Annotated in this window: 17 protein-coding genes; 10 read left to right on the top strand and 7 right to left on the bottom strand. The window is 44.6% G+C overall.

The window, feature by feature from the left end:
* Positions 1 to 2: 2 nt before the first annotated feature.
* The 5 genes from rsxC to EDC16_RS06245 form a co-directional block, all read right to left on the bottom strand.
* Entirely contained in the window at positions 3 to 2,117 is a 2,115-nt protein-coding gene (gene rsxC, locus EDC16_RS06265; RefSeq protein ID WP_132966534.1) for an electron transport complex subunit RsxC, read from the bottom strand.
* Positions 2,110 to 2,739 carry an electron transport complex subunit RsxB gene (gene rsxB, locus EDC16_RS06260; RefSeq protein WP_132966532.1) on the bottom strand — a complete coding sequence of 210 codons (630 nt, stop codon included), beginning with the start codon at positions 2,737 to 2,739 and terminating at the stop codon, positions 2,110 to 2,112. Before rsxB ends, rsxC begins: the two co-directional genes overlap by 8 nt.
* Complete coding sequence (gene rsxA, locus EDC16_RS06255) at positions 2,739 to 3,320, bottom strand: electron transport complex subunit RsxA (protein ID WP_132966530.1); 582 nt, start codon at positions 3,318 to 3,320, stop codon at positions 2,739 to 2,741. Before rsxA ends, rsxB begins: the two co-directional genes overlap by 1 nt.
* A 148-nt stretch (positions 3,321 to 3,468) precedes the next feature.
* A complete protein-coding gene (locus EDC16_RS06250) occupies positions 3,469 to 4,131 on the bottom strand; it encodes a SanA/YdcF family protein (RefSeq protein ID WP_132966528.1) in 663 nt (220 codons plus the stop codon).
* A gap of 254 nt (positions 4,132 to 4,385) precedes the next feature.
* Positions 4,386 to 5,261, bottom strand: coding sequence for a DMT family transporter (locus tag EDC16_RS06245; protein ID WP_232517274.1), 876 nt, complete (start codon positions 5,259 to 5,261; stop codon positions 4,386 to 4,388).
* Positions 5,262 to 5,467: 206 nt separating this feature from the next.
* Between EDC16_RS06245 and metX the strand changes: the two genes are divergently transcribed.
* From metX to EDC16_RS06225, 4 genes are all read left to right on the top strand, one after another.
* Positions 5,468 to 6,556, top strand: a complete 1,089-nt coding sequence (gene metX / locus EDC16_RS06240) for a homoserine O-acetyltransferase MetX (protein WP_132966524.1) — start codon at positions 5,468 to 5,470, stop codon at positions 6,554 to 6,556.
* A 142-nt stretch (positions 6,557 to 6,698) separates the two neighbouring features.
* The gene (locus EDC16_RS06235) at positions 6,699 to 7,961 is read left to right on the top strand and encodes a TolC family protein (protein ID WP_132966522.1); all 1,263 of its coding nucleotides are present in this window, start codon (positions 6,699 to 6,701) and stop codon (positions 7,959 to 7,961) included.
* A gap of 80 nt (positions 7,962 to 8,041) precedes the next feature.
* Positions 8,042 to 10,291, top strand: coding sequence for a type I secretion system permease/ATPase (locus tag EDC16_RS06230; protein WP_132966520.1), 2,250 nt, complete (start codon positions 8,042 to 8,044; stop codon positions 10,289 to 10,291).
* Positions 10,292 to 10,303: 12 nt separating this feature from the next.
* Complete coding sequence (locus EDC16_RS06225; RefSeq protein ID WP_132966518.1) at positions 10,304 to 11,611, top strand: HlyD family type I secretion periplasmic adaptor subunit; 1,308 nt, start codon at positions 10,304 to 10,306, stop codon at positions 11,609 to 11,611.
* A 59-nt stretch (positions 11,612 to 11,670) separates the two neighbouring features.
* On the opposite strand, the gene folK is transcribed toward EDC16_RS06225, so the two are convergent.
* Positions 11,671 to 12,162, bottom strand: a complete 492-nt coding sequence (gene folK / locus EDC16_RS06220) for a 2-amino-4-hydroxy-6-hydroxymethyldihydropteridine diphosphokinase (protein WP_132966516.1) — start codon at positions 12,160 to 12,162, stop codon at positions 11,671 to 11,673.
* Between the two features lie 4 nt (positions 12,163 to 12,166).
* Positions 12,167 to 13,678 carry a polynucleotide adenylyltransferase PcnB gene (pcnB, locus tag EDC16_RS06215; protein ID WP_416069092.1) on the bottom strand — a complete coding sequence of 504 codons (1,512 nt, stop codon included), beginning with the start codon at positions 13,676 to 13,678 and terminating at the stop codon, positions 12,167 to 12,169.
* Between the two features lie 216 nt (positions 13,679 to 13,894).
* Between pcnB and rlmKL the strand changes: the two genes are divergently transcribed.
* The 6 genes from rlmKL to EDC16_RS06185 all read left to right on the top strand — a co-directional run bounded on the left by rlmKL (position 13,895) and on the right by EDC16_RS06185 (position 20,276).
* Positions 13,895 to 16,051 carry a bifunctional 23S rRNA (guanine(2069)-N(7))-methyltransferase RlmK/23S rRNA (guanine(2445)-N(2))-methyltransferase RlmL gene (gene rlmKL / locus EDC16_RS06210; RefSeq protein WP_132966514.1) on the top strand — a complete coding sequence of 719 codons (2,157 nt, stop codon included), beginning with the start codon at positions 13,895 to 13,897 and terminating at the stop codon, positions 16,049 to 16,051.
* Between the two features lie 17 nt (positions 16,052 to 16,068).
* On the top strand, positions 16,069 to 16,821 hold the full coding sequence (locus EDC16_RS06205) for a glycerophosphodiester phosphodiesterase family protein (RefSeq protein ID WP_132966512.1): 753 nt from the start codon (positions 16,069 to 16,071) through the stop codon (positions 16,819 to 16,821).
* A 191-nt stretch (positions 16,822 to 17,012) separates the two neighbouring features.
* Positions 17,013 to 17,696 carry a (d)CMP kinase gene (gene cmk / locus EDC16_RS06200; RefSeq protein WP_132966510.1) on the top strand — a complete coding sequence of 228 codons (684 nt, stop codon included), beginning with the start codon at positions 17,013 to 17,015 and terminating at the stop codon, positions 17,694 to 17,696.
* A 99-nt stretch (positions 17,697 to 17,795) separates the two neighbouring features.
* Positions 17,796 to 19,466 carry a 30S ribosomal protein S1 gene (rpsA, locus tag EDC16_RS06195; protein ID WP_132966508.1) on the top strand — a complete coding sequence of 557 codons (1,671 nt, stop codon included), beginning with the start codon at positions 17,796 to 17,798 and terminating at the stop codon, positions 19,464 to 19,466.
* Between the two features lie 59 nt (positions 19,467 to 19,525).
* Positions 19,526 to 19,810 (top strand): integration host factor subunit beta, encoded by a 285-nt coding sequence (locus EDC16_RS06190; protein ID WP_132966506.1) that lies wholly within the window; start codon positions 19,526 to 19,528, stop codon positions 19,808 to 19,810.
* Positions 19,811 to 19,982: 172 nt separating this feature from the next.
* Complete coding sequence (locus EDC16_RS06185) at positions 19,983 to 20,276, top strand: LapA family protein (protein WP_132966504.1); 294 nt, start codon at positions 19,983 to 19,985, stop codon at positions 20,274 to 20,276.
* The last annotated feature ends 4 nt before the right edge of the window (positions 20,277 to 20,280 follow it).

Here is a 20,280-nt window from a genome sequence, read left to right as displayed (position 1 = left end):
CCCTATAATTTTTCAATATTGCTGATAGCACTATTTTGTTGCGCCACTTTTTTGGCTTTGGCACGGGCAATCGCAGCGGCAACAGCGGCTTTGCGCGGGTCATCGCTTTCGCTGACCGCACTTGGCTTATTTTCTTCGCGGTTTGAAGTTGGATTTACTGATTGAGTGGCCGCTTTTTTAGCTTTGGCTCGGGCAATGGCGTCGGCAACAGCCGCTTTGCGCGGGTCATCGCTTTCGCTGAACGCACTTGGTTTATTTTCTTCACTGTTTGAAGTTGGGTTTACCGATTGAGTGGCAACTTTTTTGGCTTTAGCACGGGCAATAGCGGCGGCAACAGCGGCAGATTTTGGTTGTGCTTCATTGCTCTTTTTATCGCTGTTTGCATCGTTTTTTGGATCGCCATGCTGGTTGGCAACCGCACTTTCAGATCTCGTTTGTTGCGCTTGTTCCCGCGCCTGACGTAGCGCTTTACGTTGTGCGATCAAGGCACGATTGTCCGGTACAACTTCTCCATTGTCGGTGATAATGGATTGTGGTGTCGGATGAGTTTGGGTTTCACTGTCCGCTTGTGCGGCTTTTTTAGCTTTCAAACGTTCAAGAGCGGCTTTGACCGGATCTTGCCCTTTTTGTTGCGCAATTTCTTGCCGGCGTTTTTCTGCCGCCTGTTGTGCTCGCAATTCGCGCTGCTGTTTCTCTTTCAACAAACGGGCTTCACGCTGTTCAAACCGCACTTTGGCTTCTTCCGCTAAGCGTTCTTTGTGTTTAATCTCAGCAATTTTGGCTTTTTCCTGACGAAAATATTGAATCAGCGGAATATTGCTCGGACAAACATAGGCGCAGACCCCGCATTCAATACAGGAGCTGAGATCATATTGTTCAGATTTTTCATGATCTTCACTGCGTGCAAACCAATATAATTGCTGTGGCAGCAGTTGTACCGGGCAGGCATCAGAACAGCTGGAACAACGGATACAGCTCTGTTCCGGCGGAGGTGGCGCATATTCGAAATGATCCGGTGCAATCAGGCAGTTGGTCATTTTGGTGACCGGTGCTTGCGGATTCGGCAGAATATAGCCCATCATCGGGCCACCAACAAAGATTGGTAGACGAGAGTCTGACTGATAATTGACCTGTTTAAGCAAGGCAGCAATCGGCGTCCCTAATCGAATCCAGTAATTGCGTGGTTGTGGGATTTTATCACCGGTTAAGGTCACAACCCGTTCAATTAATGGCTCGTCGTCAAGCACCGCTCTTTTAATTGCAAAAGCAGTGCCGACATTATGCATTAAAATCCCTAGGGAAGAAGAACGGGCATTTTTTGGTACTTCCAGCCCGGTTAAAACTTGAATCAGCTGTTTAGACGCACCAGAGGGATAAATCGTCGGAATCACCCGTAGATCGATATCATTTGCGCCTTGTAAGGCGTGTTTGACCGCTTGAATCGCTGCGGGTTTATTATCTTCAATCGCAAAAATTACCTTTTCCGGACGGGTCAAATAGCGCAGAATTCGGATACCTTCCAGCATTTCCGGGGTATAATCTTGCATGAGGCGATCATCACAGGTGATATAAGGTTCACATTCGGCACCGTTGATAATCAACAATTTAATGCCGCTGGTGACATGACGGATTTTATTGGCGCTGGGAAAAACGGCACCGCCAAGACCGGCGATGCCGGCTTGATAAAGACGGGTGAGCAGTTGCTCTGTGCTGAATGACATAAAATCATCAGCTAAAGTGCGGTCACGCCACTGATCGGCACCGTCGGCTTCCAAGACTAAAATAGGTTCGGACAAGCCTGATGGGTGGTTAGCGGGATAATTGCCGATATCAATAATTTTCCCGGATGTCGGTGCATGAACCGGCAGCTTGCTGAAATTTTGGCTGTGGGTCAACGCTTGCCCCTTTAGCACCTTGTCACCGATATTAACCAGCAGTTCCGCGGCTTCACCGACATGCTGTTTCAGCGGAATATAAAAGCGTTCACCGCGTTGTTCGCCGTAGGCAATCCGTCCAATTTTTTTCTGATTGGATTGGGATTTCATCTCGGCGGGGTGAATACCGCCGGGGAATGTCCAGAGACGGTTGGCATTGATGCGTTCGATAATATCACTCATGTTGCACCTCAGCCCTGTTTGGGGCAGCAACCGCACTTTTTTCGCTGACATCCAAGATAGGGATGACTAACTTGGGATCAAATTTCCAATTCCAATGGTCGATATCGGTTTTAATTGGTTCCATGGTAATACAATCGGTTGGACAAGGCGCAACACACAATTCACAGCCGGTGCAGAGATCGGCAATAACGGTATGCAAGGTTTTATTGGCACCGATAATGGCATCGACCGGGCAAGCTTGAATGCATTTGGTACAGCCGATGCACATATCTTCATGGATAAAGGCGACTTTGACTTCGGGCGCACCTTCGTCAAAATCGGTTTTTGGCACTTCAACGCCCAGCATATCAGCCAGTTGTACCACAAGCGGTTGTCCGCCGGGTACACATTTTGTGATGATGTCGCCATTGGCAATCGCTTCGGCGTAGGGACGACAGCCGGGATAACCACACTGTCCGCACTGACTTTGCGGTAAAATAGCATCAATTTGATCAACAATCGGATCGCTTTCTACTTTGAGTTTAACCGATGAAAAGCCGAGTACTGCACCAAAAATTAAGGCGAGAAAAGCAATAATGATCAGCACCCAGTGAAGTGCGGTTAATTGACTGAAAAGTTCCATCAGTTCGGCACCAGCCCGGTGAAACCCAAAAATGCCAGCGACATCAGTCCTGCGGTGATCAGCGCAATCGAAGCGCCACGAAATGGTTTTGGCACGTCAGCTGCGCTCAAGCGTTCACGCAGTGCCGCAAATAGCACCAACACTAACGAAAAACCTAAGGCGGCACTGAAACCATATAATACTGACTGCACTAAGTTATGCGCAAGATTGATATTCAGCAATGCCACGCCGAGCACTGCACAGTTGGTGGTAATCAATGGCAAAAAGATACCGAGCAGTCGATAAAGTGCCGGGCTGGTTTTGTGGATCACCATTTCAGTGAATTGCACGACGACGGCGATTACTAAAATAAAAACTAAAGTGCGTAAAAATTCAGCGCTTAGCGGCAGCAAAATATAACGATCGATTAAATACGAGCAAAGGGAAGCAACCGTCAACACAAATGTTGTTGCCAGTCCCATACCGATTGCGGTTTCGATTTTTTTTGATACGCCCATAAACGGACAAAGTCCTAAAAATTTAATTAGGACAAAGTTGTTGACAAGTGCGGTACCAATCATCAATAAAAGGTAATCAAACATCAACAGACCCTAACATTTCAGCCGAAAAAACAAGAGCGATATTATCCCTGTTTATATGCCTCAGGACAATACTTAAAACAGATTATAGTGGATTAAATTCATTTCCATACTGCGCTAATACATCTTGCCTTGCGGGAAAATGAGGAGGCTATTCTACCATCAGTGGTGGCGGTAGCGGCTCTGACTCTCCCAAGAAGTACGGGCCTTTTTCGGTTAATAGATCCCAAATCATGTAAAGACGCGCGAAAAATTCGCGTACTCTGACACCGTAATGCTCGCTGGGGTATTCCGCCGCATAGCAAATAGCGTCGATATTGTAGTATTGAGCGATAAACAAGGCCCTTTCACAGTGGAACTTTTGTGAAACAATGGTGATGGAATTGGCGTGGAAAATGGTTTTGGCACGGATCACTGAATCTAGCGTGCGGAAACCGGCAAAATCTAAATACATAAATTCACTGTTGACGCCAAGTTTGCGCAGATCATAAAACATGTTGCGTGGCTCGTTGTATTGTGGGGTGCGATTATCTCCACTCAACAATAAATAATCCACTTTATTGTTCTTTATCAACTGCTGCGCAGCCAGTAATCGGTTGTAATAAAACAAGTTAAGTGAATTATCGCTAAAATAGCGTGAGGTTCCCAACACCAGCGCATAAGGGCGGTGGGGGAGGGCGTTTATGTCATCATAGATGTTTTTTCGCACATAAAAGCCGATCAACTGATCGGTCAATAACACCAGAATAGCAAAAAATGAGAGAAAAAATGCCACATATTTTAAAGCGGGTGATAAAAACCGACAGATGCTCATACAACGGTGTCCATGAGCGGGCAGCGTTGTAGGTGGAGGTGTTGAGGTTTTTTTCAATAGCATATAAATTGCTCACCCTTATGTGTTTTTATCGTTAGGATACGAGAATGACAGCCATTTCAGGATAATTACAAGCTTATACCGAATTCTACTTAAGCATATCATTTGAAAAGTAAAAACCGTTTCGATTATTTTAGCAAGATTGCGCGGTCAGCGCCAACTCAAATTATAAACAAACAGCAACAGACCCTAGTTTATCGGTTGCGACGACCGCTCTCTTGGTAAGTAATATATAAAATTGAAAAAATAATCAGGGCAGCGCCCAGCCATAATCGTCCCGGCGGTTGTGCTTGAAAAATAAGCCAGCCCGCCAGCACATTTAGCGGCAGTTTCAAAAAATCAAAGGGCTGTAAATAGGCAGCGTCTGCTAAATTATAGGCTTTTGCGATGGCCAATTGTGCGATCGCAGTTAGGAATCCCAATAAAATCAAATAGCCTAGTTGCATAATATCCGGCGAAGTGAATTGTGAAGATTGTAATACACTGAGTAAATTAAACGGTGTTATCAGGATGAACAGATACACCACAATGGTGGTCGGTGATTCGGATGAAGACAATTTTTTGACCATTAAAGAATAAATTGCCCAGCAAAGTGCGGCTGCGAGCGGCAAAAGCGCAACAGGGTTAAAATCTTCCGACCATGGTTTCAAGATGATCATCGCACCACAGAAACCGAACAAGGTTGCGGTGATGCGGCTAAAACCAACTTTTTCTTTTAAAAATAGTGCTGCGCCTAAGGTTGCAAACAGCGGTGAAGTCATAATTAAGGCGATACCTTGCCAAATTGGAATTGGGTAAATTAAAGCGCTGATCCAGCATTGAATCCCAATAACAGAAATACCAACGCGCAGAATATGTAACCACGGATGTTGGGTTTTTAGTGGTTTTAAACCGGCTTTGAATAGGCTAGGCGCTAAAAATAGCAGCGCAAAAAGGTATTGGTACAGTGCAACAGAAGCCGAGTCGATGGTACTATTTGCGCCCAGTATTTGAGTTAACGTATTGATCACGGCAAATACAAACCCAGCAAGAATCATTGCTAGTGCGCCTTTAACGGGGTGATGTAGCATAATCGTCGAAGTTAGAAAAGATTATAGTAAGCATACCGATAAGCAATAAAAAATCAAGTAGCGAGGACAGTGATAAACGGCAGAGTATAGAAGGATATAAATCTAGATGTTTAGATGGCTAAAATTACTTGACAACTATTTTACGGATCGGTAATTTATGCAAAAACCTAAAAAAATAACCCAAAAACAGTGATCTTAAGGTAGTTATGGCGGTCAAATCAGTTAGGCTCTTCACGGATAATTCGCTCAATTTACTTTTGGGTGGGCAACTCAAGTATATTGATATTGCATATCAAACCTATGGACGCTTGAATGCAGAAAAAAGTAATGCCGTTTTGATTTGCCATGCGTTAACCGGCGATGCTGAACCCTACATAGAGCCACGGCAAGCAGGCAGTGAACAGAAAGGCTGGTGGCAGAATTTTATGGGCGCAGGATTGGCACTGGATACGGATCACTATTTTTTTATCTGTTCCAATGTGCTGGGTGGTTGCAAGGGCAGCACTGGCCCTTCTTCTATTAATCCTTCGACAAATAAGCCGTACGGTAGCCAATTTCCGGCGATCACCATCCAGGATATTGTAAAAGCTGAAAAAGCATTATTAGATGAATTGCAAATACCGCACTTGCATGCGGTGATTGGTGGCTCATTCGGCGGTATGCAGGCGACCCAATGGGCGGTAGATTATCCGGATAGGGTGGCAAGGGTGGTGAATCTATGTTCATCTTTGTATTTCAGTGCTGAAGCTATTGGTTTTAACCATGTGATGCGCCAAGCAATTGTCACAGATCCTAATTTCAATAATGGTGATTATTACGCGGACAAGGCACCGGAGCAAGGACTGGCAGTTGCCAGAATGTTAGGCATGCTGACCTATCGCACCGATATTCAATTGAATAAAGCCTTTGGACGGGCACAGAAACAGTCGCCGGAGTATTTCGGTGATTATTTTCAAGTGGAATCCTATCTGAGTTATCAAGGCAAAAAATTTCTTGATCGTTTTGATGCCAACAGTTACTTACACTTAACTCGTGCACTCGATTTATACGATCCGGCGATGAACTACAATAACGACATCAAAAAAGCACTTAGCAGAATCAAGGCACGTTATACCTTGGTGGCAGTGGCAAATGATCAATTATTTAAAACACCGGATATGCATAAAAGTAAACAATTGTTGCAAGAAACGGGTGTCCAGCTAGATTATCATGAATTCTACTCCGATTTTGGACATGATGCGTTTTTGGTGGAGTATGAACTTTTTGAGTCGATGATTCGTAAAGGATTACTATAAAAATTTAAAAAGTGCGATTGATAGTCTTCTGAATCAAAATCTTTCTCTTTCATAATAATTTGTAAATTCTATTAGTTTAAATTTATAATTAATGTAAACTGACAAGATATAGCGAATTTTTATAAATTCAGGAGTTTTATTAATGTTTAAACGCAAGATTATCAGCCAAATTCTGGTCGGCACAGGGTTAGTGCTTTTCAGTTCCATCGGTTATACCAACTCACTCAAAAATGTATTAGTTCAATCATTAGTCAGTGATCCCATATTAAAAGAAGCTGATGCTGAATTGGGCGCAGCCAAAGATCGGGTTGAACAGGCAAAAGGCGGTCATTATCCGGTGGTATCGCTAACCGGAAGTAAAATCTTGTCTCAGTATCATAAAGATCAGAGTGATTATAAAGATCGCAAAATCGTACCCGGAGTACGTGGTTCGATTAATTTATATGCCTTTGGTGCAATTGAAAAAGAAGTTGAAAAAAATAAAGAAAATGAAAAATACTACAACTTCAAATATTATGAAAGCCGTGAAGAGTTAGCATATACCATTTCCGAATTGTATTTAAATGCCTTATTGGCAAAAGAACGGATTGATGTAGGGCAGCGTAATCTACAGCGCCACAACGAGATCCTGGCAGATATCGGCAATATTGTTATCAACGATGAAGGGCGTGAATCCGAATATGCTCAGGCAGAAGCCCGTGCAATTTTGGTTGAGCAGGAAATCAATGATTATCAACGTGATATGTACCAAAACTTAACACAGCTGGCAAGTTACAGCGGTAGCCAGATCACTGAAAAAGATCTTGAAGATCCGTTTAGCAAATTGTCGGTTGAAGCGATGTATAAAAATTATTCTGCTAAAGACAGTAAATTGACAGCAACTTATCAGGCACAGATGGCTGAGTTGGAAACGAATATGAAAGACCACGAGTTGTCAAAACTGAAAAAATTGCCTAAAGTTGATTTAACAGCAACTGTAACCACCGAAGATCGGGAAGCCGGCATCAATGTCAATTGGGATGTGTTTAATCATACGTCAAGTTATGAAGTGCGCGAAAAGGCTAACTTAATTGCCTCTTCCAAAGAGCGGTTGGATCGGGTGGAGCGTAATTTACGTGAAACCACCAACTTGGCACAATTGGATATTAAACGTAACACCATTCAATTAAAAACCATTAAAAAACAAATTGAGGCATCAACCCGAGTAATAGAGTTTTACCGGTTACAGTTTGATTTGGCGCGTAAAACATTAATCGAATTATTGAATGCGCACAGCGAGCTGTTTAATGTTGAAATGGCGCAAGTCAATACCCAAGGGGCTTTGCGCAAAGCAAAATTGGATTATCTTCGCTCTCAAGGATCTCTTGCCGAATGGGCGGGTTTCCCGAAAAATGCGAGAAAATAACACCATATAACCACGAACAACAATAAAAGCAGAAATATCTGCTTTTATTGCTTTTCTCTCTCTCAAGAAGAATTATTCATATGAAATTGATTATTGAAAATCTGTCTCTTGCAACCCAGTTGGTCGGATCACAACTGTCGGTGGCAACCTTGGCAGCAAATGTTATCCGCGATAACAATATGGGGATTAATTTTTCCTCACTGCAAGAGTTTTTAAAAAGTGAAGGCTTTGAAAACACGATTTCACAACGTCCGCTGGAGGATATTCCGTCCTTGGCAATGCCGGTCGTGGTGTTGTTAAAAAATGAAGAAGCGGCTGTCATTGTCAGTATCGAAGGGTATGGACAAGACCGAGTGTATAAAATTCAGCAATTAGACGGTCTAACCCAACTTATCAGCCATCAGGAGTTGAACAAAAGTTATTTAGGCTACTGTTGGTTTATCAAACCGAAGATCGGGATTGATTCGCGTTCTGAACTGCCGGAATACAAATTGCCCAAAGCTTGGTTTTTCAAAGTAATCTGGCGTTTTAAACGTTATTACTATCAAGTTATTTTAGCCACGTTTATCATCAATTTTTTGGCATTAGTCAGTTCATTGTATGTGATGAATGTGTATGATCGGGTGATTCCGAATCAGGCATACAATACCTTGTGGGTGTTGAGCATCGGTGTGTTTATTGCGATCAGCTTTGAATTTATCGCAAAAATGATTCGTGGGCATTTAACCGATATTGCCGGTAAAAAAGCTGATTTGATTATCAGCTCAGCGTTGTTTCGCCGAGTAGTTGGGCTAAAATTACAAGAGCGCCCGGCATCTTCCGGCTCGTATGCCAGCAATTTACGTGATTTTGAGTCAGTGCGCGACTTTATGACCAGTGCCAGTTTGCTAACGTTGGTGGACTTGCCGTTTTTATTTTTATTTATCACGGTAATTTGGTTGGTCGCCGGCAGCTTAGCGATTGTGCCGTCCATTATTATTCCTTTAGTTATTTTTGTCGGCTTTTTGGCACAAGGCCCACTCGCGAAATATATCAACGAATCGATGAAAGAGTCTTCGCAGCGTCAAGGTTTGGCGGTAGAAGCAATTGAGGGATTGGAAACCTTAAAAACCAATAATGCGGCAAAATGGGCGCAAAAACGTTGGGATCACTACACGGCAACGGCTGCGGCATCTTCGATTAAACTAAAAGACGTCAGCAATTTTGTGGTCAATTTTGCAGTCGCAATGCAGCAATTGAATACTGTGTTTTTAGTGCTTTACGGTACGTATCTGATTCACAGCGAAGATCAAGCGTCAAAAATCACCATGGGGGCATTGATTGCTGCGGTAATCTTATCCGGACGGGCATTAGCGCCGGTCGGGCAAATTGCTGGATTGGCAGTGCGTTTTCAACAGGCATGGGTTGCGTTAAAAGGTGTGAATGGCATTGTCGAGCGCAAAACTGATCGTGACAGTGATCGCAACTATGTCACCTTGGATCAAGTCAACGGTGAACTTCAGTTTAATAATGTCTCTTTTTCTTATACCGAAGACGGGGCACCGGCACTGAGTAGTTTAAATTTATCAATCAGACCAAAAGAGAAAGTAGGTATCCTAGGACGCATCGGCAGTGGTAAATCAACCGCACTTAAAACAGCATCCGGCTTATATGATTTAAATAGCGGTACCATTTCTCTGGATGGCGTGGATCTACGACAACTGGATCCGAGTTTCTTGCGTAATCAAATTTTATTATTAGAACAAAATCCGCGCCTGTTTTTGGGTAGTCTGCGTGAAAATATGGATTTGGCGCGTATGGACGGTTTTTCAACCGACCAAGATTTGATCCGAGCGCTGACAGTATTTGGTTTGGACAAGTTAATCCGTAATCACCCACGCGGTTTGGATATGCCGTTAGGTGAAAATGGGCTAGGTCTGTCCGGTGGACAAAAACAGGTAATTGCATTGGCGCGGATGTTGCTGCGCAATCCGAAAGTGGTACTGTTGGACGAACCGACGACCGCACTTGATCAAGCCAGCGAAATCCAAGCGTTACGAGTGTTGGCAAACTGGTGTCGCAATCGCACCATGGTAATCGTCACCCATCGTCCACAAGTATTGCAGATTGTTGATCGGATTGTGATCATCGAACAGGGCAAAGTGGTGATGGACGGTCCGCGTGATGCAGTGCTGAAACGACTGGCAGAAAATGAGAAAAACGCCCAACAGCAACAAGCCACAGCGGAGCAAACACTACAAACGGCTACCGTAACCAAAGCACAAGCAAATAAAGAAGAAGTGCAGCAAGCAGCAGAAACTGCCTCGCCACGCATAGATACAACGCTTTAAGGTATAGAAATTATGTCTGATAATGAAACGAAAGTAGAAAAATCAAATCACGTTGTGACAAAAGCAGAGGCAGATAAGCTCAAGCCACAGCCACAGGCAAAGCATAGTGAACAATATAGTAAGCAAGATTTAAAGTTGCTGACCGACTTGAATGCGGCAATCCAGCAGGAGAAGCATAAAGGTCTATTTTGGAGTATTATCCTACTATTTGCATTTTTAGTGGTTTTTGTGATCTGGTCTTACAATAGCACTTTGGAAGAGGTGACTCGCGGACAGGGCAGTATTATTCCAAGCAGCCGTGAGCAGGTGATTCAAAGTCTCGATCCGGGTATTTTAAGTGAAATGATGGTGAAAGAAGGGGATTTGGTCGAAAAGGGACAGGTATTGCTGAAATTGGACGATACTCGCAGTTCCGCCGGCTTGCGTGAAAGCCAGGCTAAAGTGCAAAACTTAGCGGCAGTTGTAACCCGTTTAGAAGCTGAAGCTTATGACCGCGATCTCAAATTTGCTGACGATACTCCGCAAGAACTGATTGAACGCGAAACGGCGGTCTATAATTCGCATAAACAAGCGCTGAATGAATCTATCAATAGCCTGAGTGAAAGTAAAAAGCTATTGGATCGTGAAATTGCGATGACAACGCCGATGGTTGCCAAAGGTGCAGTGTCCGAAGTAGAAGTGTTGAGAATGCGTCGTCAATCCAGTGAATTGCAACTACAAATTGTGGAACGGCAGAATAAATATGTAACCGACGCCAACAGTGAATTGGTGCGAGTTCAGTCAGAATTACAACAAGCCAGAGAAAATATGGCAATGCGGGCTGATCCGGTAGAACGTTCTCTGATCCGCTCACCACTAAAAGGAATTGTAAAAAATATTCGGGTCAATACCATTGGCGGAGTGATCAGCGCCGGACAGGATATTATGGAGATTGTGCCGGTAGAAGAAAAACTGGTGGTCGAGGCTTATATCAGTCCGCGTGATGTGGCTTATGTACGCCCGGGAATGAAAGCACTGGTGAAACTTTCAGCCTATGACTACGCTATTTATGGCGGGTTAGACGGCGTCGTAACCTTGTTAAGCCCGGATACCTTACATGATCAAAAACGCCCGAGCGATCTGAAATTAAATGCCAATGAAGCCTACTATCGGGTTTTAGTGACCACCGAATCCAGCACCTTGACTGATAAAAATGGTGAAGAATTGCCGATTATTCCGGGTATGATTGCCACGATTGATATTAAAACCGGTGAAAAAACCATCTTTCAATATTTAATCAAACCGATCACCCGAATGAAGCAGGCGTTGCAAGAGCGTTAATCAATAAGGTTGCAAAAAACGAAAAACGGGATAATCATGATCCCGTTTTGTTTTTTCAGTTAACAGCCCTTAATAATTTCCATATGATGTGATTTAAACTTATCGGCTAAGCCCGTTAATTTTTCGCCATTCGGTAACTGCAACCGGGGTGCAATTTCATACAGCGGTACGATCACAAATTCCCGGTTAGCCATATCATAGTGCGGTACGCTCAAGCGTTCGCTCTCAATAACCAAATCGCCGTACAACAAAATATCCAGATCCAGCGTGCGTTCACCCCAACGGCGCAGACGCACACGCCCTTGTTGTTGCTCGATATGTTGTAAATGATCCAATAAATCCAGTGGTAAAAGTGCGGTTTCAATCGCTGCAACTGCATTGATGAAATCCGGCTGGTCTTGCGGGCCGAGCGGTTTGCTGCGATAGAAGGCACTAACTGCCGTAACTTGTGTATTCGGCAGAGCATCAAGCGCCCTAACCGCACTTTGCAATTGAGCCGTTGGATTATCCAGATTGCTGCCCAGTGCAATATAAACTGCACTTTTAGGCATCGTATTATTCTGCATGAGATTTGGCTCGGTTACTTGGTTTGCGGCGACGGTAACGGCGTTTCTTTTTCACTTGCGGATCACGCTGATTTTGTTCAACCATCAAATTTTCACGCTGCTGTGGGTTGCTCAACTGATATTCGTGCCACCAAGTAGCCAGTTCAACTAAATCCCCGCCTTCCAGTTCAGCTCGCATGGTCAGCAAATCATAACCAGCACGGAATTTAGGCAATAGAACGGTTTTTTCGGCACGATTGCCACTGCGTTTCGGCAATTGCAGTTGCAGTGACCATATATCACGCACCACCATGGTATACCGTTTCGGCACGGCAATCGCACGGCAAAGCCCGTCCAGAATTTCACTGCAAGCCACTGAAAACGCATCAAAATTATTTAGATCAGCTTCGTTTTTCAATTGATCCATTTTTTCCCGCAGCGGATACCAAAAGAAGGCGGCAAATAAAAATGCCGGATTCACTCGTAAATTATCACGGATACGCTCATCAGTGGATTGAAGTGCGGTACGGATCATCCGTTCTGCTAAAGAGTCCTGTTTTTCGGTAAAAAACGGGCTCAACGACGGGAACAGATATTGCAGCAAATCATAACGGTGCAGCAATTCGTAGGTTTTTAAGCCGGCACCGTTCTGTAATAACTTCAAAGATTCATCAAACAAGCGCGCCGCCGGAATATTTTTCAACAGTGAGGCGCAGGATGTAATCGGTTTTTCACTGTCGCGATCCAAAAACATGTCCAGTTTTGCCATAAAGCGCACTGCACGCAGCATTCGTACCGGATCTTCTTGATAACGCGTTTCAGCATCGCCAATCAAACGCAATTTACCGTTGCGCAGGTCTTCAACGCCGTTGAAGTAGTCAATCAACAGATTATTTTTCGGGTCGTAATACAGGGCATTAACGCTAAAATCACGCCGTTGCGCATCGTTTTCCAGACTGCCGAACACATTATCACGCAGCAGCATGCCATCGGAATTTTGCCGAGAGAGTTCACCATGGTGCTCTGCCTGATGCTCGGCGCGAAAAGTCGCCACTTCGATCACATCGCGACCAAACATAATGTGCGCTAAGCGAAAACGGCGGCCGATCAAACGGCATTGGCGTTGAAATACTTTCTTAATTTGTTCGGGGCTGGCATTGGTGGCAACATCAAAATCCTTCGGTTTTTGATCCAATAATAAATCACGCAAACAACCACCGACTACATAGGCTTCATAACCACCACGTTGTAATTTTTCGACAACAGTCAACGCATTACGTTGAATCATGCGCGGCTGAATACCATATTCGGAGGCTTTCAAACGAAATTTGCTATGAGATTTCTCTTTGGCAGAGTGGGTTTTATGGTTTTTTTTACCTGTTTTTTGTGTCACCAGCGGCGCACTACGCACTTTAGTTTTAGGAGTCTTCGATACAGAAGATTCTGTGATTACACCTTCCGGCTTTGCTGCTTTGCCGCTACTATTTTTTTTACCGAAAAATTGTTTGATTAAATTTAAAATGGTACACCTCGCTGAAACTACATAGCCTATCACGTTAATAATGTAAGAAATTTGAGGCGAATTTTAGTACAAATCAGCAGGGTTGCAAATATAAAAATTAAGAAGTCTTAACTCAGGAAACATATTGTACAGCTAAAAAGAGAATAACCTGCGAATTTTCGCCGATTTTGCTATACTGCGCCTCAATTAACCGATGCGATGAGAGCCAAGCAAAAGATGAAAAACCTGTTCGCCACCACAGCCCGTGGCTTTGAAGAATTATTAAAAACCGAATTGAGCGCATTAGGGGCGCAAGATTGCCAATTGAAACAGGGCGGGGTGGCGTATCAAGCCGATGACAGCACGCTGTACTGCACTTTGCTTTGGAGCCGTTTAAGTTCACGGATTTTATTGCCGCTGACGCAGGGCAAGGTTTATGACGATGTCGATCTTTACTCCACCATCACCAACTTCAATTGGTCTGACCATTTTGACAGCAAAAGCAGTTTTTTAGTGGATTTCAACGGCACTAATCAGGCGATTCGTCATACTCAATTCGGCGCCATGCGGGTCAAGGACGGGATTGTCGATTATTTTGAACGCAACGGCGAAGCGCGTCCGAATGTGGAAAAGGCGTATCCGGATATTCGGATTCACGTCTATTTAAATCGGGAAGAGCTGATTGTGTCGTTGGATTTGAGCGGCGATGCGTTACATTTGCGCGGCTATCGTGAAGAGAGCGGCAAAGCGCCATTGCGTGAAACCTTGGCAGCAGCAATTATTTTACGATCCGGTTGGCAACAAGGCACGCCGCTGGTCGATCCAATGTGCGGTTCCGGCACGCTGCTGATTGAAGCCGCACAGATGGAAGCGGGTATTGCACCGCAACTCAACCGCTTATATTGGGGCTTTGACCATTGGAAAGGGCACGATTTCGCTTGTTGGCAGCAAGTGCGGTCACAAGCGCAAATTCAAGCCGATCAGCAGGCACAAAAAAATCCGCAACCGCACTTTTACGGTTTTGATTTGGATCATCGGGTGTTACACAAAGCACAACACAACGCCAAACAAGCCGGGGTTGCCCATTTGATTCGCTTTAAGCAGGGCGATATTGCCGCACTGAAAAATCCGTGTGCAGCTGACGAAATCGGCACAGTGGTGTGTAATCCGCCGTATGGCGAACGGCTTGGCACGACGCCGGCACTGATTGCGTTGTACTCGGTGTTTGGCCAGCGCTTAAAACAGCAGTTTGGTGGCTGGAATGCCTCGATTTTCAGTGCTGAACCGGAGCTGCTGAATTGCATTCGCTTACGTTCACACCGCCAATTTAAAGCCAAAAACGGGCCGTTAGAATGTTTGCAAAAGAATTATCAAATAGCCCAACCAAGCCAGACCGCACTTCAGCAACCGAATGCGGAAAATTCACAAAGTGCGGTTTCCAATGGCGCAACGCTAGCGCCCGATTTTGCCAACCGCTTACAAAAAAACTGCAAAAAAATTGAGAAATGGGCGCAGCAGCAAGGGCTGGATGCTTACCGTTTATATGATGCCGATCTGCCGGAATATAATTTGGCAGTTGATCGTTATGCGGATTACATTGTGGTGCAAGAGTATGCCGCACCGAAAAATATCGACCCGAACAAAGCCCGGCAACGCTTGTTGGACGCCGTCAGTGCTACGTTGCAAGTGACCGGGGTCGATACCAATAAATTGGTGCTGAAAGTGCGGCAAAAACAGAAAGGCAGCAGCCAATATGAAAAATTGGGCAATCAGGGCGACTATTTTGACGTGCAGGAATACGGCGCCAAATTGTGGGTCAACCTGACCGATTATCTGGATACCGGGTTGTTTTTGGATCACCGCTTGACCCGTAAAATGGTGGGCGAAATGGCGCAAGGCAAGGATTTTCTGAATTTATTTGCTTACACCGGCTCGGCAACCGTGCATGCGGCGTTGGGTGGGGCAAAAACCACCACCACGGTGGATATGTCCAATACTTACCTCAACTGGGCGGAACAGAATCTGATCCTGAACGGTTTTGAAGAGAGCCGCCAGCATAAAATTATCCAAGCGGATTGTTTGCAATGGCTGGCGGAATGCAAACAGCAATATGATCTGATCTTCGTCGATCCGCCGACGTTTTCCAATTCGAAACGCATGGACGACAGTTGGGATGTACAGCGTGATCACTTGAAATTGATGACGCTGCTGAAAAACATTATCCGTCCGCACGGCACGATTATTTTTTCCAATAATAAACGTGGCTTTAAAATGGATTTCGACGGCTTAACCGCACTTGGCTTGCAAGCCACCGAAATCAGCGCCAAAACCTTACCGCTGGATTTTGAACGCAATAAACAGATTCACAATTGTTGGGTGATTACACTAAGATAAGCATGAAAGAGAAAAAAATGAACAACCGTGTTTACGCCCATCGCGGGATGTCGGCACTAGCACCGGAAAACACGCTGGCGGCGATTAAATTGTGTAAGAAATACAATATCGATTGGTTTGAGTGCGATATTGATGTGATCGCAGACGGCACGGTGATCTTAACCCATGATTCCACGTTGGATCGTTGCACCAATCGCAGCGGCGGTTATTATGATTTAACGCAGGCAGATTTAGCTGGAATTGATGCCGGTGCATGGTTTAGCGAAGATTTTCAAGGCGAGCCGTTGCCGACACTGTCGCAGGTGGTGCAATGGATGAATAGCTATCAATTGAACGCCAATATCGAGATCAAAAGCTGTGAAGCCGGCAAAGCAATGGCATTGAAACTGCTGGACGGCTTGCAACAGGCGCTGACCGCACTTGAGCCGGAACGGGAAGTGATTATTTCCAGCTTTAACCATCTGTTTTTAGCCGAGTTGAAAAAGCGCTGTCCGCAGCTTGCGGTAGCGTGTTTGTATGAAAGTTATGATTGTCTGGACGATGCGCTCACGGTGCTAGAATGGGTTGGCGCAGAATATATTCATTTATCGCAGCAAGGATTGACTCGAGAAACCGTTGCCCGTTTCAATGATGCCGGTTATAAAGTTGCGGTTTATACGGTCAACAGCCCGATGCAAGCAAATGAACTGTTTAATTGGGGCGTATTCGGCGTGTTCAGTGACATACCGCACTTGCTTGCGGCGCAATATCGGAAGGTGAATACAAATTGAGCGGATAAGCTTGAGTAGTGGCGGATTAGATATCCGCCCGTTTGCGAAGTGCGGTATCATCATTTAATTGATAAAGAAAAAGTGTAAAGTGCGGTTCGGGCGGAGATCTAACCTGCTCCAGGATAATATATTTTTGAACTTGATTCGACAGGCTGAGGGACGTAATTCCCGCTATAAATTTGAGAGAAAATATGCAACAAAATATCGTCATTACCATCGATGGTCCGAGTGGTGTCGGGAAAGGAACGTTATGCCAAGCGTTAGCGGAAAAGTTGGGCTTTGAATTATTGGATTCGGGGGCGATTTATCGTGTGCTGGGCGTGGCGGCGGTGAAAAGTGCGGTAGCGCTGGACGATGAAACCGCACTTGCCGCTTTGGCAGCGAAGTTGGACATTCGTTTTGTACCGGAAAACGGCGTGGTGAAAGTATTATTAAACGGTGAAGATGTCAGCAGCGAAATTCGCACCGAAATTGCCGGCAACAACGCCTCAAAAGTAGCCCCGTTTGCGCAAGTGCGGTCGGCATTGTTGCAGCGGCAACGGGATTTCAGCACTGAAAAAGGACTGATCGCCGACGGGCGTGATATGGGCACGGTGGTGTTTCCGCAGGCGCAAGTGAAAATCTTTTTGGACGCCAGTTCGGAAGAGCGTGCCAAGCGTCGGTTTAAGCAATTGCAGCAAAAAGGTGTGGCGGCGGATTATGATCAAATCTTAAGCGAAATCAAAGAACGCGATTTTCGTGACCGAAATCGTGCAGTGGCACCGCTAAAACCGGCGGATGACGCATTTTTATTGGATTCGAGCGCATTAAGTATTAGCGAAGTGATCGAAAAAGCGTTACAATGTGTCGGTTTACGCATTCAACAAGAAGCGTAACGCCTGAATATGGTTTGTTCAAGGATGGATAAACCGTTTGAAACAGCCCCATTTGGAAGGAATTCGAATGGACGTTATTAATTAATTTGAAGATTAAATATGACTGAATCTTTTGCTCAATTATTTGAAGAATCCCTAAAAGAACTTGAAACCCGTCAAGGTTCTATCGTTAACGGTACTGTTGTTGCTATCCAAAAAGGTTTTGTATTGGTTGACGCAGGTTTAAAATCTGAATCCGCAATTCCTGTTGAAGAGTTCTTGAATGCTCAAGGCGAGCTGGACGTTAAAGTCGGCGATGCCGTTAAAGTTGCCCTTGATGCCGTTGAAGACGGTTTTGGTGAAACCAAACTTTCTCGTGAGAAAGCGGTTCGCCACGAATCTTGGATTGAACTGGAAAAAGCATACGAAGAACAAGCGACTGTTATCGGTTTAATCAACGGTAAAGTAAAAGGCGGCTTCACAGTTGAGTTAAACGGTGTGCGTGCGTTCTTACCGGGTTCACTGGTAGATACTCGCCCAATCCGTGATACCTTACATTTGGAAGGTAAAGAGTTAGAATTCAAAGTAATCAAACTGGATCAAAAACGCAACAACGTTGTCGTTTCCCGTCGTGCAGTTATCGAAACCGAAAACAGCCAAGAACGTGAACAACTGTTGGAAAATCTGCAAGAAGATGCAGTGGTTAAAGGTATTGTTAAGAACCTGACCGACTACGGTGCATTCGTGGATTTGGGCGGTGTGGACGGTTTGTTGCACATCACTGATATGGCTTGGAAACGTGTGAAACACCCAAGCGAAATCGTGAACGTAGGTGATGAAATCACTGTTAAAGTATTGAAATTCGACCGTGATCGTACCCGTGTATCTTTAGGCTTAAAACAATTAGGTCAAGATCCTTGGGTTGCTATCGCTGAAAATCATCCGGTCAACAGCAAATTAAGCGGTAAAGTAACCAACCTGACCGACTACGGCTGCTTCGTTGAAATTTTAGACGGTGTTGAAGGTTTGGTTCACGTTTCCGAAATGGATTGGACCAACAAAAACATCCACCCATCTAAAGTGGTTAGCGTAGGTGATGAAGTTGAAGTGATGGTATTGGAAATCGACGAAGAACGTCGCCGTATTTCTTTAGGTTTGAAACAATGCAAAGCCAATCCTTGGCAACAATTCGACGAGACACATAAAAAAGGTGATCGCGTTGAAGGCAAAATCAAATCTATCACTGATTTCGGTATCTTCATCGGTTTAGAAGGTGGTATTGACGGTCTGGTTCACTTGTCTGACATTTCTTGGAATGTTGCCGGCGAAGAAGCAGTTCGTAGCTACAAAAAAGGTGACGAAGTTGCCGCCGTTGTTCTGCAAGTTGATGCGATTAAAGAGCGTATCTCTTTAGGTATCAAACAATTGGAAGAAGATCCGTTCAACAACTTTGTTGCTGCCACTAAAAAAGGCGCGATTGTAAGCGGTAAAGCGGTTGAAGTTGACGCTAAAGGTGTTAAAGTAGAACTGGAAGGCGGTGCGGAAGGTTATGTTCGTGCAGCTGACTTGGCTCGTGAGCGCATTGAAGATGCTACGACTGTAGTGAGCGTCGGCGATGTGGTTGAAGCGAAATACACCGGTGTTGATCGTAAATCCCGCACCGTGCATTTGTCAGTACGTGCGAAAGACGAAGCGGAAGACAGCGCAGCAGTTGCCAACGTGAACAAGCAAGAAGAAGCGATTCCAAACGCAATGGCTGAAGCCTTCAAAGCTGCTTCCAAAGGCGAATAATTAATTGAACTTCACATGCGGATACCAAGTGCGGTATCCGCCCAAAATGAGGAGACACTATGACTAAATCAGAGCTTATCGAAAGTTTGATTCAACAAAATCATACGATTCCGGTAAAAAGCGTAGAAAGTGCGGTTAAAAGTATCCTTGAATCGATGTCGCAAACCCTAGAAAATGGGGATCGGATTGAGATTCGCGGATTCGGCAGTTTCTCACTACATTACCGTCAGCCGCGAATCGGGCGTAACCCGAAAACCGGTGACAAAGTCGATTTGGATGCAAAATATGTTCCTCATTTCAAGGCGGGTAAAGAGCTTAGAGAACGTGTGAACGAATCCAATTAAATTTGATTGAAAACGGCGCATTAAGTGCCGTTTTTTATTGCCCGTAAAGTGGCAAAACACAACTTTTCTGATTATTAACAATAAATCGCTGATTAATACCGAATTTATCTATATGCCCAGTGTGATTTTTGGCATAATGGGGCATGTTCGTTATGAAACTCAGGAGAATAAAATGATTAAATACATTTTAGGCTTGGTTATCGTGCTGGCGATTGTGATTGTGGCGATTACTATCGGTGCTGATAATGATCAGGTGATTAGCTTCAATTATATTATTGCCAAAAGCGAGTTGCAGTTATCCTCACTGGCAGCGATTTTGTTTGGCTTGGGCTTGTTATTAGGTTGGACCATCTGTGCCTTTTTCGTGCTGCGCTTGAAAGTCAAAAATTTTCGTTTGACTCGGCAAATCAATCGTCAAACTCAGCAGATCACTGAATTGACCGCCAGCCGTGATAAAACAGTGTAATTTC

It is taken from the genome of Testudinibacter aquarius (assembly GCF_004342725.1).
GTDB lineage: Bacteria > Pseudomonadota > Gammaproteobacteria > Enterobacterales > Pasteurellaceae > Chelonobacter > Chelonobacter aquarius.
Note: the sequence above shows the minus strand (reverse complement) of the source record. Positions and strands in the feature narration are given on the sequence as shown.

Bases quoted from the DNA above. Each gene is read 5' to 3' on its own strand.
- rsxC (WP_132966534.1), bottom strand. From the start codon at position 2,117: ATGAGTGATATTATCGAACGCATCAATGCCAACCGTCTCTGGACATTC.
- rsxB (WP_132966532.1), bottom strand. From the start codon at position 2,739: ATGGAACTTTTCAGTCAATTAACCGCACTTCACTGGGTGCTGATCATT.
- rsxA (WP_132966530.1), bottom strand. From the start codon at position 3,320: ATGTTTGATTACCTTTTATTGATGATTGGTACCGCACTTGTCAACAAC.
- EDC16_RS06250 (WP_132966528.1), bottom strand. From the start codon at position 4,131: ATGAGCATCTGTCGGTTTTTATCACCCGCTTTAAAATATGTGGCATTT.
- EDC16_RS06245 (WP_232517274.1), bottom strand. From the start codon at position 5,261: ATGCTACATCACCCCGTTAAAGGCGCACTAGCAATGATTCTTGCTGGG.
- metX (WP_132966524.1), top strand. From the start codon at position 5,468: ATGGCGGTCAAATCAGTTAGGCTCTTCACGGATAATTCGCTCAATTTA.
- EDC16_RS06235 (WP_132966522.1), top strand. From the start codon at position 6,699: ATGTTTAAACGCAAGATTATCAGCCAAATTCTGGTCGGCACAGGGTTA.
- EDC16_RS06230 (WP_132966520.1), top strand. From the start codon at position 8,042: ATGAAATTGATTATTGAAAATCTGTCTCTTGCAACCCAGTTGGTCGGA.
- EDC16_RS06225 (WP_132966518.1), top strand. From the start codon at position 10,304: ATGTCTGATAATGAAACGAAAGTAGAAAAATCAAATCACGTTGTGACA.
- folK (WP_132966516.1), bottom strand. From the start codon at position 12,162: ATGCCTAAAAGTGCAGTTTATATTGCACTGGGCAGCAATCTGGATAAT.
- rlmKL (WP_132966514.1), top strand. From the start codon at position 13,895: ATGAAAAACCTGTTCGCCACCACAGCCCGTGGCTTTGAAGAATTATTA.
- EDC16_RS06205 (WP_132966512.1), top strand. From the start codon at position 16,069: ATGAACAACCGTGTTTACGCCCATCGCGGGATGTCGGCACTAGCACCG.
- cmk (WP_132966510.1), top strand. From the start codon at position 17,013: ATGCAACAAAATATCGTCATTACCATCGATGGTCCGAGTGGTGTCGGG.
- rpsA (WP_132966508.1), top strand. From the start codon at position 17,796: ATGACTGAATCTTTTGCTCAATTATTTGAAGAATCCCTAAAAGAACTT.
- EDC16_RS06190 (WP_132966506.1), top strand. From the start codon at position 19,526: ATGACTAAATCAGAGCTTATCGAAAGTTTGATTCAACAAAATCATACG.
- EDC16_RS06185 (WP_132966504.1), top strand. From the start codon at position 19,983: ATGATTAAATACATTTTAGGCTTGGTTATCGTGCTGGCGATTGTGATT.